17 protein-coding genes are annotated in these 18,815 nt (G+C 41.7%); 1 reads left to right on the forward strand and 16 read right to left on the reverse strand.

Annotated elements, in window-relative coordinates:
- Positions 1 to 267 precede the first annotated feature (267 nt).
- From ACFO3P_RS14110 to hprK, 6 genes are read right to left on the reverse strand one after another with little or no spacing between them, the layout of a single operon-like run.
- The gene (locus ACFO3P_RS14110) at positions 268 to 801 is read right to left on the reverse strand and encodes a glycerol-3-phosphate responsive antiterminator (RefSeq protein WP_193064305.1); all 534 of its coding nucleotides are present in this window, start codon (positions 799 to 801) and stop codon (positions 268 to 270) included.
- The gene (locus ACFO3P_RS14115; RefSeq protein WP_193064304.1) at positions 801 to 1,337 is read right to left on the reverse strand and encodes an acyltransferase; all 537 of its coding nucleotides are present in this window, start codon (positions 1,335 to 1,337) and stop codon (positions 801 to 803) included. Before ACFO3P_RS14115 ends, ACFO3P_RS14110 begins: the two co-directional genes overlap by 1 nt.
- 2 nt (positions 1,338 to 1,339) lie before the next feature.
- Positions 1,340 to 1,975 carry a pyrophosphatase PpaX gene (gene ppaX, locus ACFO3P_RS14120; RefSeq protein ID WP_193064303.1) on the reverse strand — a complete coding sequence of 212 codons (636 nt, stop codon included), beginning with the start codon at positions 1,973 to 1,975 and terminating at the stop codon, positions 1,340 to 1,342.
- Entirely contained in the window at positions 1,950 to 2,897 is a 948-nt protein-coding gene (locus ACFO3P_RS14125) for a nucleoside recognition domain-containing protein (RefSeq protein ID WP_289584409.1), read from the reverse strand. Before ACFO3P_RS14125 ends, ppaX begins: the two co-directional genes overlap by 26 nt.
- Positions 2,898 to 2,929: 32 nt before the next feature.
- Positions 2,930 to 3,811: a prolipoprotein diacylglyceryl transferase gene (gene lgt, locus ACFO3P_RS14130; protein WP_193064302.1), complete on the reverse strand. Its 882-nt coding sequence runs from the start codon at positions 3,809 to 3,811 to the stop codon at positions 2,930 to 2,932.
- A 13-nt stretch (positions 3,812 to 3,824) separates the two neighbouring features.
- Complete coding sequence (gene hprK / locus ACFO3P_RS14135) at positions 3,825 to 4,763, reverse strand: HPr(Ser) kinase/phosphatase (RefSeq protein ID WP_193064301.1); 939 nt, start codon at positions 4,761 to 4,763, stop codon at positions 3,825 to 3,827.
- Between the two features lie 473 nt (positions 4,764 to 5,236).
- On the opposite strand from hprK, the gene ACFO3P_RS14140 reads away from it, so the two are divergent.
- A complete protein-coding gene (locus ACFO3P_RS14140; protein ID WP_289584410.1) occupies positions 5,237 to 6,010 on the forward strand; it encodes a MerR family transcriptional regulator in 774 nt (257 codons plus the stop codon).
- 122 nt (positions 6,011 to 6,132) lie between these two features.
- Here ACFO3P_RS14140 and ACFO3P_RS14145 read toward each other — a convergent pair whose 3' ends face one another.
- The 10 genes from ACFO3P_RS14145 to ACFO3P_RS14190 all read right to left on the reverse strand — a co-directional run bounded on the left by ACFO3P_RS14145 (position 6,133) and on the right by ACFO3P_RS14190 (position 18,789).
- On the reverse strand, positions 6,133 to 6,582 hold the full coding sequence (locus ACFO3P_RS14145; protein ID WP_246528971.1) for a MepB family protein: 450 nt from the start codon (positions 6,580 to 6,582) through the stop codon (positions 6,133 to 6,135).
- A 110-nt stretch (positions 6,583 to 6,692) separates the two neighbouring features.
- Positions 6,693 to 7,049, reverse strand: coding sequence for a phage holin family protein (locus ACFO3P_RS14150; protein ID WP_042530213.1), 357 nt, complete (start codon positions 7,047 to 7,049; stop codon positions 6,693 to 6,695).
- On the reverse strand, positions 7,049 to 7,240 hold the full coding sequence (locus ACFO3P_RS14155; RefSeq protein ID WP_042530211.1) for a PspC domain-containing protein: 192 nt from the start codon (positions 7,238 to 7,240) through the stop codon (positions 7,049 to 7,051). Before ACFO3P_RS14155 ends, ACFO3P_RS14150 begins: the two co-directional genes overlap by 1 nt.
- 136 nt (positions 7,241 to 7,376) lie before the next feature.
- The gene (gene bshB2 / locus ACFO3P_RS14160; RefSeq protein WP_042530210.1) at positions 7,377 to 8,060 is read right to left on the reverse strand and encodes a bacillithiol biosynthesis deacetylase BshB2; all 684 of its coding nucleotides are present in this window, start codon (positions 8,058 to 8,060) and stop codon (positions 7,377 to 7,379) included.
- A 44-nt stretch (positions 8,061 to 8,104) separates the two neighbouring features.
- Positions 8,105 to 8,458 (reverse strand): YojF family protein, encoded by a 354-nt coding sequence (locus ACFO3P_RS14165; RefSeq protein ID WP_040978834.1) that lies wholly within the window; start codon positions 8,456 to 8,458, stop codon positions 8,105 to 8,107.
- Positions 8,459 to 8,788: 330 nt separating this feature from the next.
- Positions 8,789 to 11,662, reverse strand: coding sequence for an excinuclease ABC subunit UvrA (uvrA, locus tag ACFO3P_RS14170; protein ID WP_042530208.1), 2,874 nt, complete (start codon positions 11,660 to 11,662; stop codon positions 8,789 to 8,791).
- Positions 11,663 to 11,669: 7 nt separating this feature from the next.
- The gene (gene uvrB / locus ACFO3P_RS14175) at positions 11,670 to 13,652 is read right to left on the reverse strand and encodes an excinuclease ABC subunit UvrB (protein WP_193064294.1); all 1,983 of its coding nucleotides are present in this window, start codon (positions 13,650 to 13,652) and stop codon (positions 11,670 to 11,672) included.
- Positions 13,653 to 13,884: 232 nt separating this feature from the next.
- Positions 13,885 to 15,084, reverse strand: coding sequence for a PDZ domain-containing protein (locus tag ACFO3P_RS14180; protein WP_379542453.1), 1,200 nt, complete (start codon positions 15,082 to 15,084; stop codon positions 13,885 to 13,887).
- 224 nt (positions 15,085 to 15,308) lie between these two features.
- Positions 15,309 to 16,784, reverse strand: a complete 1,476-nt coding sequence (locus ACFO3P_RS14185; RefSeq protein WP_042530202.1) for a S41 family peptidase — start codon at positions 16,782 to 16,784, stop codon at positions 15,309 to 15,311.
- 394 nt (positions 16,785 to 17,178) lie between these two features.
- Entirely contained in the window at positions 17,179 to 18,789 is a 1,611-nt protein-coding gene (locus tag ACFO3P_RS14190) for a murein hydrolase activator EnvC family protein (protein ID WP_212928326.1), read from the reverse strand.
- Between the last annotated feature and the right edge of the window lie 26 nt (positions 18,790 to 18,815).

The following is an 18,815-nucleotide window of genomic DNA, read 5'->3' on the forward strand; positions in this document are numbered from 1 at the left end:
CCATTCGCTCCAAAGCGGCTCGGACTATGATACAGACAGCTTGTCCCATTCTTATACTATATAGATTTCTTACGATGAATCTATTATAGCATGCATGTAGCGTTATTTTTCATTAGAGTATTCCAGAATATTGGCGGTTCAGGAAGCTTCTGTTACAGCGTTATTGCCAGACTGAGTGCAAAGGACGGCTCCAGCCATTCAAAAAAAACACAAGGAACAACGTTATCTCACGTCGTTTACTTGTGTTTTAAATCAATGCTGCCATTTTCAATTCCAAAGCTTCCGGCTTGAAGTAGAAACAGCAACTGCTCCAGCATCTAATGCTGCTTTCACCTGCTCTTCCTCTTTAATCAAACCGCCGGCAATGACAGGAATATCAATTTCTCCCGTTATCTCTTCAATCACTTCAGGCATCAGTCCAGGCAAGATTTCAACATAATCCGGATGAAATCGCTGAATAAGCTTAATGCTCTGTTCTAACGCCGCACTGTCCAAGATAAAAACACGCTGGATTGCCAGAAATTTATGCTTCTTAGCAGCGGCAATCACATTGCCGCGAGTTGTTAAAATCCCATCCGGCTTTATTTCACGCTGCAGAAATTCCATGCCGTACTCGTCCGCTTTCAATCCTTGGATCAAATCAAAATGGACTAATACCTTTTTATTTGCGCGATGAGCGTAATCAATCATACTCTTGAGCTGAACTAATCTGGATTCTAAAATAATAATATGTTCGTGATTGCTTTCCAATACTTTCTCAAAGTCCTTCATCCGCCGTACAGCAGGCAATACCCCATGCATCAAGACTTCCTCCCTTCATGCCCATCCGGTGATTGACGCGATTCCATTTCTTCCTTGGTATAAATAATCCGCATTGGATTCCCCCCTGCAAAAGCTCCAGCCGGGACATCTTTATGAACAAGTGTCGCAGCCGAGACAATCGCTCCATCACCGATATGCACCCCCGGCAATATCGTCGAATTGGCTCCGATCATAACCTCATTGCCAATATGCACCTCGCCTAGACGATATTCTGTAATTAAATATTCATGTGCTAAAATGGTAGTGTTATAACCGATAATGCTGTTATCTCCAACCTTGATTTTTTCAGGGAACATGGAATCAGGCATCGCCATTAAAGCAAAGGATGTACGTTCGCCTACTTTCATGCGCAACAGATGCCGATACAGCCAATTCTTCATTCTTAAAAAAGGGGTATATCGCGCAACCTGAATGACAATAAAATTCTTCACTATTTTAAAAAAAGATACGGTACTGTACATCTGCCATAGAGAATTTGCTTTATGATGAACCTTATACCTTTCCGTTCTCCGCATGCCTATTCACCTGCCACTGTCAATAAATCCCTCATTGTATCCAAATAATAGGTTGGATGATAGCTTTTTAAAAAGGCTTCCGTTTTCTCGGACCAGCTTACTGCCGCCGTTTGTGTGCCTGCCCGCTGTCCGGAAACAATGTCATGAAAATTATCTCCGACCATTAACGTTGTCTCCGGATCGGCATCCAGCAAACTCATTGCTTTTTCCACCGGTTCCGGATCAGGCTTTTTATTTACTACATCATCATAGGTAATGATGACCGAAAAGAAATCCGTCAGCTTGGTTAAATCCAGCCCCATCATCACCGTTTTTTTAATTTTTGTGCTGACGATTCCTAATGTAATATCCTTTTCATACAGCTGTTTGATTGTTTCATATACATCCGGAAAAGCTTCTACATAACGATCATGCTCTCTCATATTATACTCCCGGTACGCAGCGACCATTTGCTCAGACAGCCCCGGATTTATTTCATAAAAGGTTTCATTTAGCGGCGGTCCGTTAAGATGTTTTATTTCTTCCGGTGTAAACTGCATATCAAATTGTTGAAATGTATGTTCAAATGAAGCACGTATCAGCTCATTTGTATCAATCAACGTTCCGTCCAGATCAAACAGAATGGTACGAATGCTCATGATGCATTTTCCTTTCTTCTTTTTTCCAGAAATAAGCAAGCGTCATCGTTAAAATAATCGCTACCGATAACCGGATAATCAATAATGGCCAAACTGGAATACCAAGCGGAATAAAGACTAGTGTATCTTCGACGACTGCATGGCAGGATACCAGAAAAATCAAGGCTAAATACATATCCTTCTTTGGCACATTATCTTCCTTTACTGCCTGCATCATAAGACCTGCTCCATAAGCAAGTCCAATCGTCAACCCGGCAACCATCGTCATGGAAGCCCGTTTATCTATCCCCAGCAGATTCATAAACGGAGCGAATTTATTGGATAAGGCTGTCATCCAGCCCAGCTCCCGCATAACCTGCATAATAATCATTAACGGAATAACGATACAAGCTAGTTGAACAATTGCTGTCAGCGCAGCCTGCGCGCCATGGAGTGCAATCTCCCACCAATTATCCAGCACTACTTCATTACTGGAAATGAATCCATATTGAGCAAGCTCTGAACCGCCATTCCAGAATAAATTAATCAGTAGCCCGGAAATGACAGCCAGTCCGACCCGAATACCGACGATGACCCACCATCTTACTCCGACACTGGTTGCTACAGCAGATTCAATAAAAAGATTATGAGAGAACGACAGCATGACTGCCATAATAAAGACTTCCTTCACTGTAAAATCAAAGGAAATAATCGCTGCAATACCTGCATATAAATTCAAGCCATTCCCTAAAACAAGCGGAACAGCGGCTTCACCTGACAAACCGAATAACCCCATAAGCGGGGAGATGATATTCATAAACCAGGGGAAAACTGGTGTAAACTGTAAAATCGTTATAATTAATGTAATGGGGAAAATAACCTTTCCAAGCTTTAGTGTGGTCTTTAACCCCTCTTTCAATCCCCTGTAAAGCATCCCTTTCATTTTCTTACCTCATTTCAACTTAGACAATTCCATTACTTCTTTTTCTTCTTCTTTTTACCTTTATTTTTATTCGACGGCTTTGCCTGTTTCTTTTTCGCAGGCACGTCAAGGTAACGGACGTTGGATGTTTTTATCAGATACAGCATCATGATAACTCCTGCTACAATCGTTAGTATGGAAACAACCTGCGCCGTTCGCAGTTCACCAATAACATATAAACTGTCTGTCCGGAGTCCTTCGATATAGAACCTTCCAATCGAATAGGTAACGGCATACATTAAAAATACCATGCCGCGTTTTGGATTGATCCTGCGGAAAAACAGCAGTCCGAAAAATATCAGGAAATTCCAGACGGATTCATATAAAAATGTCGGGTGATACATCACACCGTCAATCACCATCTGATTCATAATAAAGTCCGGCAAATACTGATGGAAGCTCTCATAAGCCGCCTCGGAAATTGGCCCGCCATGCGCTTCCTGATTAACGAAATTCCCCCAGCGTCCAATTGCCTGACCTAAGATTAAACTTGGTGCAATCACATCAGCAAGACGCCAGAAAGAAATTTTCTTTACTTTTGTGAACACGATAGCTGTGAGAACCCCGCCGATAATAGCTCCATGGATAGCGATACCGCCCTCCCAGACGGCAATCATCTTCCAAAGCGGACCATTCGCATATTGTTCAAATTCAAAAATGACATAATAGATTCTCGCTGAAATAATCGCAATCGGCACAGCAAAAATAATGAAATCCATAATGGTTTCTTTGCCAAGGCCGACTCTTTCTGCTTCCCTCGTTGCTAAATAAACGGCTAATACGGCCCCAACGGCGATAATAATACCATACCAATAAATGGTTAATGGCCCCAGTTCTAAAAACACGCGATCAATAGGAGCGTCTGTCCCAGTCATCTATATCATCCTCCTATTGTGATTCCAAATCACCTTGTTCAATCATTTTAGTTAACCGATCCGAAAATTCCTCTGCTGTATTCACGCCCATCCGCTTCAGACGGAAATTCATGGCAGCTACTTCGATAATAACAGCAAGGTTTCTTCCTGGTCTGACCGGTATCGTTGCTTTTGGCAAATGAACATCCATGATCTTCATGGTATCTTCATCTAAGCCTAAACGGTCGTACTGCTTCTTTTCATCCCAGATTTCCAATTGAATCACCATCGAGATCCGCTTTTGACTGCGGATGGAGCTGGCTCCAAATAATGTCATGACATTGATAATCCCAAGTCCCCGAATCTCCAGCAAATGCTCAATAAGAGCCGGTGCATTGCCAATCAGACTCTCATAATCCTCCTGCCGGATTTCCACATTATCATCCGCTACAAGACGATGCCCCCGCTTGACTAATTCAAGCGCTGTCTCACTTTTACCGACACCGCTTTGGCCGATAATTAAGACGCCGACACCATAAATATCGATTAACACACCATGTACCGCAGTAAATGGCGCAAATTTAGATTCTAAATAATTGGTTAAACGGCTCAATACACGCGTGGTTGTCCGCGGTGATTGTATGATAGGAACGCCAGAGTGCTTCGATGCTTCAAAAAATTCTTCCGGTACATCCATCCCGCGGGAAATGATAATCCCCGGTGTTACATCCGTACATAGATTTTCAGCACGCTGCTTTCTCTCCGCTGCATTCAAACCCAGAAAATAAGCTAATTCTGTCTTTCCGATCAATTGCAGGCGTTCTCTGGGATAATAATCAAAAAAGCCAGTCATTTCTAATCCCGGACGTGAAATATCACTTGTGATAATCTCACGATGAACCCCTTCTTCTCCTGCTACCAATTGCAAATTAAACCTGTCCAATAAATCTTTTGTACAGACGGTTGATACCATTTTGAAGCTCCTCTCTTCAACAAAGCTAACTGATATACATTTTAGCATAATCCATTTAAAAAACGTAGGGGAGAAGTTTTGGTATTATCAAATTATTTTTGTTGAATAGGATAAGCCTTAACAGAGGAAAGTATGTGTTATTTTGAAAATGCGCTTCCCCATAAAACGAAGCTGTCAACAAATGTACAGTATACATTCGTTGACAGCTTCTTCATTTGAAAACTTATTCTACGTGCTGCGGCGTCTTTTGCCCCAGCTTCACTGTTACAGCCCCCAATAAATAATAGTGATAGTATGATCAAAAAAGTCATTTCTTCATTAATTTTCCTAACCTTTTCACATCATTTTTATCCGGTCTTTTCAAGCTGCTATTAAAATTTTTCTGCTTCCGATTTAGACAAGCACTTATATTATTTCTCTTGCACTTCACGTAACGGAAACCGTTATACTTATCAGTAAAGGAGCTGATTAAAATGTATACCATCGGTGAATTCGGAGCAAAAACCGGATTTTCAACCCGGACGCTGCGTTTTTATGAGGAGCTTGGGATTCTTTACCCAAGTAAAAGAAATGAGAGTGGCCATCGATTATATAGCTTGGAAGAACTCACTATCTTACAGCGTATTCAATCATTAAAGTTTATAGGATATTCGCTTCAAGAAATCAAAGAAATGCTGGATAAAGAAGAAATCACGTTAGAAAATTTTACTGACTCCCTCCCTGTTCAAAGAACGGTTTTGGTGCATAAACGCGAAGAATTAGACCGTGCCATTGCAGCTATTAATCATGTGCAAGCACTTTTAGATGATGATTTTCCATTAGATTGGACGGTCCTCACCTCGCTGCTTCACGGGATGGAATTTGAAGAAGAGCAAAAAGAATGGATGAAGGAGCATTTTCCAGATGATTTTGCATCACTTTTCACAGATATCCCAAAGGAAGAACGTGAAAAATTAGATAGAGAATGGCTTTCCATTTTGGCCGAGGTAAAAAGGCTGATGCGAGAAAATGTTCCTCCGCATGCCCCAGAAACGCAACAGGTATTTTTAAATATCAATGATTTATTTATGAGACTCGTCCCTGAAGATGTTATCTCAGAAAATATCGATAAATGGGAGGAGCAATTGGAATCTGCTGAAGCAGATGATTTTGTAGCTCCGACTTTTTGGTCGAAAGAGGAAGAAGCTTATATGGAGGAAATCGCTAAAGCGATGGAACAGAAGTATAAAGAGAGTGAAGGGAAATAATGGACTGAAAAAGTCCGAAAGAGCTCACTATCTACACTGAATCACTTCGGACTTTTTCATTCGATATTTTTATATGTACTTTTCAAGAAAAATATAATTCTGTAAGCCTTCCCCAATCTATTTCATTTGAAACATTGATAAAGTATGGCGCTTGCCATGCTTGTGTTTTTTTTTGCAGCGTTATTTAACGACTTTTCCCAAGAAGGATATACTCTTATTGCCATTTTCCCTTTGTTATCAATCGTTCTTAATATTCTTTTTTCTAAAAGCAAGGACTTTGGAAAAATAAACTGACCTTTCAGGTCTTTATCTATAATTGAAATCATTATTTTATCAGGACTTTCACTATACGCATAAGCCTGATTACGCTGATTTACATCTTTTTCCCAGAAAACAACAAAGTAGCCTTTTTTCTTTGGTGTTCGTTTAGCTAAGCGGCTCCTATACATCGTTTCATGAATCGTAAAAGTAGTCCCTTCATATTCCATATTTTGCGGCTCATTCACTATATTTGTGATGTCATCATCTGTGCCAGAAAGCAATGATTTGATTAGGTTTATCGATTTTAGCATTTTTTCTTCTCCTTCCTTTTTTATCCCCCTCGCCCTCAGAGCAGCGGTATCTTGACAATATCCGTTTTAGTACACAAAGAAAAAGCCAGGCAATAACCTGGCCTTCCCTTTTATCGTCGTATATCCCGGACAACACTGTTTAAAATCATCGAAATCAATGAAATCACAATCGATGCGATAAACGCCGTTCCAAACCCGTCAATGACAAAGGAAGGTCCGATAAGCGCCTGCGTAATCATCAATATAATCGCATTGACCACAATTAAAAACAATCCAAATGTAATCACCGTAATGGGCAATGTTAAAATAACCAAAATCGGCTTCACAAACATATTCAGGATGGCTAAAATAACACTTGCTAACAGCGCTGTGCCAAATCCATCCAGCTGAAATGAATCAAAAATCTGGGCAACTGCTATCAGCGCGACAGCATTTAATACTAATGAAATAACCCCCCGAAGTAACATTAATACACGTCTCCTCTAGGCATAATAAATGCAGCAATCAGATAAACAATTGCCAATGTAGAAAAGCTCGGGATAAGCAGAATCAAGAAAATAATCCGGAGCAGGGTCGGATCCACATTTAAATACTCTCCTATTCCGCCAAGGACACCAGCTAATATTTTATTGGTTTCGGAACGATATAATTTTTTCATGAAAGTACCTCCTCAGGTAATTGTTTTGCCATCTATTTATTCATGGATATGTGTGCTTCTACTGGTATATACGAAAATAGAAATGAAAAAGTTTCATTTCTATTTTCCCTCTCCCTATTCTTTTTAAACAAAACAATTAGTTGGAGCTGTTCTTTTCAAAATCCCAAGTATAAAAACGTTCCATCGCCTGATGCTCAATCAGTTCATTTTTCACTTCTTCATCGATTTCATCCATCTGTTTAAACCAGCCAAACATGCCTGCTACCTGAGAATCATGAGACAGAACCGTTTGCAGCTTTTTATCAAACGTATCATGGACATCATTCACGATATCAGGGCTTCCTAAATCCTCTTCATGACCATTGGAAAAGGCTTGTGCCCATACTTTTGGTCTTTTCTCAGGAGTCATATCTTCTACAGCCTGAATCGCAGCTGCTCCCAAGGAATTATGATCCGGGTGCACAGCATAGCCGGGATAGTGTGTAATCACAAGAGAAGGTTTAATTTCTTCTAAATAGCTTCTTAAATGATCGGCCACCTCTTGTTTATCTTCAAATTCAATCGTTTTATCACGGTATCCGAGCATTTTCAGTTCCATATCTAACGTTTCACATGCCTGCTTCAACTCTTTTTTACGAATTTCAGGCAAGGATTCCCGATTTGCAAATGTCGGATTCCCCATATTCCTCCCCATTTGTCCTAACGTTCCACATAAATATGTTACTGGCACTCCATCTCTTCGAAACTGTGCGATGGAACCAGAAGCGCCGAATGCTTCATCGTCTGGATGCGGATAAATAACTACTACATGTTTCTCCATTACGTTCACCTATCTTTCTAGAATCAAGCTATATCCTTCGTTTTTTATTGATGAAAAGGCGTCTCACTAATTTCTAATGCCACCATTAACCGGCCTTCTCTGTCATGACCGGCCAGCAGCAATTGGTCTTCCTGATAAATCGTCCAGTCGGTCAGTCCTTCTGCATAAATCCAGCCAAGCTCCATTTTCAAACCAACACGATAGGAGTTCCCTTCTCCTATAATCTTTGCCTGTTTATAGGTTACTTTTGCATTACGTATATATGCACCAACGGTATAGGCATTGGCGTCTAAATGATTCGCATAAGCTCCATTTGTTGTTTCCAAATGAACATACACTTCTTTATTTAAGTAACTGTCCAGCGCCTGCTGAACTTTTTCAATTTCTATCGGCTTCATGTTTCAACCTCCACTTCTTATTCTTTTACTCTATCGAAATGCGGACAAATCGTCAATTAGATAGCTTATTCATACGAAAACAACGCTTTAAGCTGATTTAAAAATTACATTTGCACCCTATTCGTAAGATATTTACGTTTTATTATACCATAGTATTCTGATTGGATTGCAAATGTATGATGAAATAAACTATTTTTTCTCCAACAGCATTGTGATTTGCCTTAAAAACATTGTATCTATCTGCAAATGTTTTTACAGTCTGTGATTCTGTGATAAAACAAAGTCCATCTAAAGAGCAAAATTGCACTCTAAAGATGGACCGGCTATCCTCTATTTACTGCTGACTTTCTCTTTCAGCATGTCCTTCATACGTTCCTTATCGCGCTCTAACACAGGGCCAAGATACTTTCCTGTATAAGAAACATCTGCCTGTTCTGCGATTTTTTCCGGCGTTCCCTTCGCGATAATCTGACCGCCGCGGTCTCCGCCTTCCGGACCTAAATCAATAATATGATCCGCACTTTTGATGACATCCAGGTTGTGTTCGATAATTAAGACAGAATCCCCATTATCTACAAGTCTCTGCAGAACCTCCAGCAGACGGCGGATATCGGCAGAGTGAAGTCCTGTTGTCGGCTCGTCCAGAATATAAAATGTCTTTCCGTTAGAGCGTTTATGCAATTCACTCGCCAATTTCACACGCTGTGCTTCCCCGCCGGATAATGTCGTTGCCGGCTGACCTAACTTAATATATCCTAAGCCGACATCATAGATCGTTTGCAGCTTCCGTTTAATTTTTGGAATCGCAGAGAAAAACTCCAGTGCTTCTTCAATACGCATTTCCAAAACATCAGATATGCTTTTACCTTTATACTTCACTTCCAATGTTTCCCGGTTATAACGTGCTCCGTCACAAACCTCACAAGGGACATACACATCGGGAAGGAAATGCATTTCAATCTTGATGATTCCATCGCCGCGGCAGGCTTCACAGCGTCCGCCTTTAACGTTGAAGCTGAAACGGCCTTTTTTATAGCCGCGTATCTTCGCCTCATTTGTCTGGGCGAACACATCACGAATATCATCAAATACCCCGGTGTACGTCGCCGGATTGGAACGCGGTGTTCTCCCGATTGGAGACTGGTCGATATCAATGACTTTTTCAATATGCTCGATGCCTTTTATGCTTCGATATTTCCCTGGTTTTACTTTTCCTTTATATAATTCTTTTGCTAAGGATTTATAAATGATCTCATTAACCAGCGTACTTTTCCCTGAACCGGAAACCCCTGTGACAACGGTCATCAGACCAATCGGAATTTCAGCTGATACGTTTTTTAAATTATTTTCCGAAGCGCCGGTAACTTTTATTTTGCGTTTATCCGCTTTTTTACGTTTTGACGGCACAGGAATAAATTCTTTTCCAGATAAATAACGGCCCGTTAATGAATTCTCATTTGCCTTCACATTCTCCGGCGTATCACTGGCAACAATCTCCCCGCCATGCTCACCGGCGCCAGGTCCGATATCAATCAGCCAGTCCGCCGCAAGCATCGTATCTTCATCATGCTCCACCACAATCAGCGTATTATCTAAATCACGCATCTGTTTGAGTGTTTCAATCAGACGGTCATTATCCCGCTGATGCAGTCCGATAGAAGGCTCATCCAGCACATAAAGCACTCCTGTCAACGCAGAACCGATTTGTGTCGCCAGACGGATCCGCTGTGCTTCCCCTCCGGAAAGTGTTCCTGCTGAACGGGACAGCGTTAAATAATCCAAGCCGACATTATTTAAGAATGACAGCCGGTTATCTATTTCTCTTAAAATCAATCGTGCAATCTGACGGTCCTTTGCACTCAATTCAAGCTGCTTAAAGAAATCCATTGATTCCAGGATAGAAAAATCTGTTACCTGACTGATATGCTTCCCGTCAATTAATACAGCAAGCGCCTCTTTATTGAGACGGTTCCCTTTACAGGTTGGACAATTTTTCTGCGCCATATATTTTTCTAATGTCTCACGGATAAAATCCGAAGAAGTTTCTTTATATCTGCGTTCTACGTTCTTTAACACACCTTCAAATGCAACATCCTTCGTACGGGAGCTGCCAAAATCATTTTCATAATGAAAGTGGATTTTTTCTTTCCCGCTTCCATATAAAATTTTATCCATTTGTTCCTCAGGGATATCCTTCACTGGAACATCCATCGAAATGCCATAATGGTCGCAGACGCTTTTCAATAGCTGCGGGTAATACTGCGAGCTGATTGGCTCCCATGGTGCGATAGCATGCTCATTTAACGTCTTATCCCAATCCGGAATAACCAATTCCACATCGACCTCCAGCTTGGTGCCCAGCCCATCACAGCTTGGACACGCGCCAAAGGGGCTGTTAAAGGAGAATAAACGCGGCTCTAATTTCCCGATAGAGAAACCGCAAATCGGACAGGCATGGTTTTCACTGAATAACAATTCTTCATCATCAATAACGTCCACGATTGCATTGCCTTCTCCCAGCTTCAGTGCTGCTTCCAGGGAATCACTCAGCCGGCTTTCGATGCCGCTTTTAATAACAATACGGTCGATAACCACCTCGATAGAGTGCTTTTTATTTTTCTCCAGATTAATATCATCCGCAACCTCCATCATATCGCCATCAATTCGAACACGCACATAACCTTGCTTTTTCAAGTCCTCTAATACTTTAACATGTTCCCCTTTTCTGCCGGATACGACCGGAGCCAAAATCTGCATTTTCGTTCTCTCCGGATATTCCAGAACCCGGTCAACCATCTGCTGTACAGTCTGCGAGCTGATCTCGATACCGTGCTTCGGACAGGTCGGCTTCCCTACGCGTGCAAAAAGCAAACGCAAATAATCATAAATCTCGGTCACTGTTCCGACTGTCGATCTCGGATTTTTGCTGGTTGTTTTTTGGTCAATCGAAATTGCCGGAGACAAGCCCTCAATCACGTCCACATCCGGCTTGTCCATCTGTCCCAGAAATTGTCTTGCATAGGCAGACAGCGATTCTACGTATCTGCGCTGTCCTTCTGCATAAACGGTATCAAAGGCAAGGGAGGATTTCCCGGAACCAGAAAGCCCTGTAAGAACCACTAATTTATTTTTAGGAATATCCACATCGATATTTTTTAAGTTATGCGCTCTGGCACCTTGGATTTTTATAGATTTACTTGGCATAAAAAATTCATCCTTCCGCTTTAAGCTCCAAGAGAACATCTCTTAATTCTGCTGCTTTCTCGAAGTCTAGATTTTTGGCTGCCTGCTTCATTTCTTTTTCCATATTTTCGATGACTTTCTGCTTCTCTTTCTTCGTCATCTTCTTCATTTGCTTCGCTTCCGATTCATACGTTTCCGGTGCTTCCGCAGCAATTGTTGCCTGGATAACGTCGCGTACTTCCTTGCGAATCGTTTGCGGGGTAATGCCGTGTTTTTCGTTATATTCCTGCTGAACCATACGGCGGCGTTCTGTTTCATCAATTGCTTTTTGCATCGAATCGGTCATCTTATCAGCATACATAATAACTTTACCCTGTTCATTTCGTGCGGCACGACCCATCGTCTGAATCAGCGAACGCTCGGAACGAAGGAAGCCTTCTTTATCCGCATCCAAAATGGAAACTAAGGATACTTCCGGAATATCCAGCCCTTCCCGGAGCAGGTTGATTCCGACAAGCACATCATATTTCCCGACACGCAAATCACGGATTACTTCAATCCGCTCTAATGTTTTGATTTCCGAATGCAGATAAGCTACTTTTATCCCGATTTCTTTCAGGTAATCTGTTAAGTCCTCTGACATTTTCTTCGTTAACGTCGTAATCAACACGCGTTCATTGCGTTCCGTCCGCTTATTGATTTCACCTATTAAATCATCGATCTGCCCTTCAATCGGACGGACCTCCACCTCTGGGTCCAGTAAGCCGGTCGGACGGATGATTTGCTCTGTCATTTCTGGTGAATGCTCTAATTCATACGGTCCCGGTGTCGCCGAAACATAAACCAACTGATTGGTCTTTTCTTCAAATTCTTCAAACCGCAGCGGGCGGTTATCCATCGCAGAAGGCAAGCGGAAGCCATGATCCACTAATACCTGTTTCCGGGCCTGGTCCCCGTTATACATACCGCGAATCTGCGGCAGCGTCACATGGGACTCATCAATAATTACTAAAAAGTCCTCTGGAAAGAAATCCAGAAGTGTATAGGGCGTTGCTCCCGCTTCACGCAGTGTCAGCGGACGTGAATAGTTTTCAATCCCGGAACAAAAGCCCATTTCCCGCATCATTTCTAAATCATAATTGGTCCGCTGCTCGAGACGCTGCGCTTCCAGCAGCTTCCCGGCATCGTTTAATTCCTTCAACCGGTCTTCTAATTCTTTTTCAATATTTTTAATCGCAATTTTCATTTTCTCTTCACGGGTCACAAAGTGAGAAGCCGGGAAAATAGCTACATGCTCTCTGTCGCCGATGATTTCTCCCGTCAGCGCATCGACTTCACGGATCCGGTCGATCTCATCTCCGAAAAATTCTACCCGGATACAATGCTCCTCATGAGATGCCGGGATAATTTCCACGGAATCCCCGCGCACACGAAACGTCCCGCGCTGAAAATTAATATCATTTCTTGCATATTGAATATCTACTAATTCCCGCAGAAGCTGATCTCTTTCTTTTTCCATGCCAAGTCTAAGGGACAGCACCTGGCTTCTGTATTCTTCCGGGTTACCTAAACCGTAAATACACGACACACTCGCTACGATCAATACATCGCTTCGTTCAAAAAGCGCCGATGTCGCAGAGTGGCGCAATTTATCTATTTCATCATTGATGCTGGCGTCTTTTTCAATAAACGTATCGGTAGAAGGCACATACGCTTCCGGCTGATAGTAATCATAATAGCTCACAAAATACTCTACCGCATTGTTTGGAAAGAACTCTTTAAACTCACTGTAAAGCTGTCCTGCCAGTGTTTTATTATGTGCAATAACAAGCGTCGGCCGGTTGATTTCTTTCACCACATTGGACATCGTAAATGTTTTCCCCGTTCCAGTAGCACCGAGTAACGTCTGATGATGCTGGCCGGCAAGTACCTTATCTACAATTTCCTGAATAGCTGCCGGCTGATCACCCGCAGGCTCATAAGCAGAAACTAACTCAAATTGCTCATTCATCCTATTTCCTCCGTTCCATACCATAGCTATTTTCTATTATATCCTTTTCTCAAAAAACGAACAAGTATTCGTTCTTGTTTTTAAGAAATTATATATTTTTTTATATTATTATTGAAATAACCTCTATTTTCATTATAGCCTTTCTGTCAATCTTTCAATCCTCGTTTTATTGTTATAATCAAATAAGAATGCTTGGATGCAGCAGTAAACCACTGTTCCAAGCATTCTTATGTTAAGAGGCGTTTGTATTCTTTTCTCTTCTAGCTTTAAAAGGCTCTTCAGCAAATTGAAAGCCTAAGGAATGGTGCTCTCCTTCATACAGAGATCCTTGTACAAAACGAACCTCTTCCTCATGGTTCAAAACTTCCATTTTAATATAAGCTCCGCTTCCCTGCAGTGCTTCATAAAAAGCTTGGCTTGTCCGTACGTTTTTCCCGCCGACTCTGTAAATGACCTCGCCAGTCTCTATTTCCAGCCTGTCTGCCGGACTGCCAGGCAGCACGCCAACCACTCTCAGGCCTTTGGCATGCGGCTGATAGTACGGACGGCGCAAACGGTCTCCTTCGCGATAGCGATAATTCAAATACTCTTTTCCGATAATCGCCAAAATTATCGCAGCCAGGGAAAGGTACGGGATAAATACTCCGCCGACAGCAATAAGTAAAATACCGATTGCTAAAAAGGTATTTGCTTTTGCCAGCTTGTAAATCGCATCCTGATGAAAATGTCCTTTTGCTTTATAGTTAAACCCAATCAAAAATGGAATCAGTGCTAAGCCTAAGCTGGATTCTCCAATGGATAAATACGGCCACCAGGGAGCAAAGGAAGTAATTAATCCTTCAGGCACAAGCATCAGCAGAGGAACAACCGTTAATCGTTTGATTTGCTGTTCGCCTACCCAGACACCGCGGTCACTCAGCGTAATTCTTGGAAACGTATCTTGCTTTTCAATACGTTTAATGAACAGGGATTCTACAAAAAGAAGCAATCCCGCTAATACAGCTAACGCCGGAAGACTGCTTTCGTAAAACAAGGAATAATCAATGACATCTTGCATGTCAATAAGATACGGTGCAAAAAACAAAATAAGAAAAGTCAGCCCAAGTGTATAGCTGGGAGACAATAATGTAAAATGCGTACTGATGCTTAATACAACAAAGCTTAACGCTAAAACGAGAAGTGTTTCATAAGAGAATACCATGCCTGTGCCAATAATGACGGCAGAAATCAGTATTCCGCTGATTAAGGAGACAAGCCAGGTCCGATGCCACTCCATAAACTTCGGATATATTTTTATCCCAAAATCGTACCGCTCCCGTTTGATTCGAAAATAACTTGCCATCGTCAATATAAATAAAAACCAGTATAATGCCGGATTCAGAAAAAATTTGCCTATACCTTTTGCCAATTCAATAAGCCATGCTTCCGCCAATACTCTTCACCTGCTTTGCAAATACAATTTGTTCATCCATCACATAGTGGTGGATGAACAAATCTCTTATTTTATCACGGAGAATCGCCCGTAAATCTTCCGTCTCAAAATAGAAAGTGGAAATATAATTAGTCAGAGGGGAGTTAACGGGCGCTAACTCCCTGAATCATTTAGGCTAATTCAGCGAGAGAAAAGCAACAACTCCCGCTGAATGAAGTTTCGTTTTATTGATAAAGTTCTTCTAAAGAGCGTTCCAGCTGTCGGTCGTCCTCTCCGTCCCGAATCTTTTCAATAACCTGTGTTTCAATTAAACCGCCTGTTTCTTCGTCTACTTCTCCAGTTGTTTCCAAGTCATTATCTTCCTGAAATTCTTCTACAGCTTGCTCTGTTTCTTCACTGAAATAACCGTCTGTTCTTCCAGTATCATATCCCAGTCCAGATAACATCACTTGCATATTTGCCACTGCTTCGCTTGTATGGTCAAACGTGAGCGGCTCGTCATCTGTCACTTGAATCGGAGTAGAGTAGTAGTAATCATCCTGCCTTTGTTCGACGGTCGGTTCCACTCCTTTTCCATCAATCCACTCGCCGCCAGGAGACAGCCATTTAAGAGTTGTCATTTTAATAGAACTGTCATCCCCAAGCGGAATAGCCTGCTGTACGGTACCTTTTCCAAAGCTTGTTTCTCCCACAACATCATAATCAAGCTCTTTCATAGCAACAGCGACAATTTCAGAAGCAGAGGCACTGCCTTCATCAATTAACACGCTGATTGGATAATCTTTCGCCTCATCCAGATTAGACACATACTCTTCTGCATTTCCATTCGCATCCTCGATTTGCAGATAAGGCATATCACTTGGAACAAATTGCTGTAAGATTTCTTCCGCAACATCTAACAGTCCGCCCGGGTTCCCGCGAACATCAATGACTAGACCGTCAATATCCTGCTCTTCCAGATCTGCCAGCTGTTCTTCAAATTCTTCTCCTGTATGTTCAGAGAAGTTTGTGATTTGAATAACTCCTGTATCCTTGCCATCTTCTGATTCCACTTCACTATATACGGTTTCCACCGGAATCGTATCTCTTTGAATCGTTACTTCAAATGGATCCGAAGTACCTGAACGCTGTATTTCTAAAACAACATCGGTTCCTTTTTCTCCGCGGATTTTAGCAACTGCCTCGTTTACATTCAATCCTTCTAAACTCTCTCCGTCCACACTTAAGACCTGGTCATTTGGACGCAGCCCTGCTTTTTCCGCAGGTGATTCTTTCATTGGCGACATAATGGTTATATAGCCGTCTATCTCACTGACCTCCGCACCAATTCCTTCAAACGAAGACTCAATCTGCTCGTTGAACTGCTCCATCATTTCACTATCTAAGTAAGAAGTATGCGGGTCTTCCAGCGTCGAAAGCATCCCTTCTATAGCGCCTTCCACCAGTTCATTATCATCAACATCTTCTATATAGTTTGATTTGATTAAATCAAAGGTTTGAGAAATCTTGTCTAAATCTGCCGGTAATTCAGCAGATGATTCTTCCTCGGCATTATCAGTTTCATTTTCTGAATTCGTTATTTCCAAAGGAGCGTTCCCCTCTGAATTTTGAGCTAATTTAACTCCGCCGTAGCCCCCTAACACACCGATAAGCAGAGCACCAATTAATATCAGTATGATTTTAGTTTGATTAAGCTTCATTTCTACACCTCTTTGTTGCTTCAAAAGCTTCCATCCAGCTCCGAAGTTGAATTAATATATCTATCACAAGCAGCAAATCATTTAGAAAAACTGATATTCGTAAAAATCATTTAAAAAGCGTATGTTCCTATATAAAAATAAAGACACTTCTCAAGTAAAACAAAGCATATTTATTTTCTAATAAAGAAATCATATCATGTTATCCAGTGAATGACTATGATTTTACACACAAACATTATCTAGAACCTTTCTTTTGAATAGACTATTCAGAACATTCTTCTGGCAGCTTTATTTAATAACAAGAAATCCGAACTAATTCACATTCTGCCTAAAAGCAAATGAAGTACTAGTTCGGATTTATTATTTGATAAATTTCTATTTATTTAGCTTTGAATTAATTCAAGTAGCCTGCCGGGTCAACCGGGTTCTTATAGCCTCCAGGGTGAATTTCAAAATGGAGATGGACACCAGTGGAACCTCCCGTATTGCCCATTACAGCGATTTGATCGCCTTGGCTCACCGTCTCGCCATTAGATACCGTAAAGCTATCCAAATGTGCATATAAGGTCGTATACTCCTGGCCGTTTATATTATGCGTAACCATCACCGTATTGCCATAACCACTCATTGAACCAGTATAAGCCACCACACCATCAGCAGCTGCACGAATTACTTTATCCGCTTCTCCGGCTTGCCCAAAATCCATTCCGTTATGCGGTCTGACATCTCCATGTATCGGATGTACACGATTCGGATCAAAAGGAGAAGTGGTCGGCCCGGAGGTTGGTCGAATAAAACCAGAACGATTGCTTGGCGCAGCATCTTCTGATTTCACCTCACCAGAAGCTCCGCTGGCTACTTGCACGTCCACATCACTTTCTTCTTCCTGCTGTTCTGTTTCTTCTTCACTGGAAGTATCTTCACTCTCTGATTCTTCCTCTGCCGGCTGGCTCTCTTGTTCCTGCTCTTCACTTTCTTCTTCCTGCTGCTCTGATTCTTGTTCACTTTCTGCCGCAGCTCGACGCGCTTCTTCCGCCTGACGTTCTTCTTCTGCCTTGCGCTCTGCTTCGGCTTCTGCCTCAGCACGTGCTTTCTCTTCTGCTTCCTTCTGTTCCAGATCATCCTTTTTACTTTGAGCAGACTCTAATGCAGATTGCTTCGCTGCTGCCTGAGCGTCAATCAGCTGCTGCTCCTCCTCAGCTGATAACTTCACTTCTTCCATTTCATCGTACTCAATTTCTAAGTCAGCTAATAACGTTTCTTTATCAGATATTTGTTCATCTAATTGGTCTTGCAATGCAAGCAGGTCATCATGCTGATCTTCAAGCGCTGCTTTATTTTCTTCTACAGCAACCTTATTTTCCTCAACCGTCACTTTACTTGCTTCCAGTTCCCCTTTATCGTCTTCCAGCTGCGCCTTATCATTAGCCTGTTCTTCCATAATAGATCTGTCAGAATCCATTACTTTATTCACCGCGGTACTGCGAGAGACGAATTCACTGAAATTTTGTGCACCAAAAATAACCTCTAAGTATTGAATTTCTCCACCATTCTGCTGAATACTGCGGAGACGGTCTTTAATGAGCGCATCTCGCTGTTCGATTCGCTCTTCTAAATCTACTATGTCTTCTTCTAATTCCTCTATACGATTAGACAATTCCTCTATTTCATCTGTTAAACTTTCAATCTCCTGATTGGTTGCTTCAATCTCGCCTTCTTTATCAGCGATATCTGATTGTGTCCGGCTCAATTCTTCATCTATGGATGAGATTTCACTTTCCACGTCACTTTGTTCTTTTTTGTTTGATTCAAGCTTTTCCTCCGAATCATCTTTCTTTTTCTTTGCTTCCTCTTTTTCCGATTCCAAATCAGACTTCTCTTTCTCCAGTTCGTTAATTTCATCTTCTACATCTTTTACAGACTCTGCTGAAACAGAATGTATTGGTGTCGTGACTGTGAGCAATGTAACCAGGCTGAATGCCGCAAGTGCTCTCAAGCTTCTCATATGTTGTTCCCCTCTCCATTTTGTTT

The organism is Oceanobacillus aidingensis (assembly GCF_042654105.1).
GTDB lineage: Bacteria > Bacillota > Bacilli > Bacillales > Amphibacillaceae > Oceanobacillus > Oceanobacillus oncorhynchi.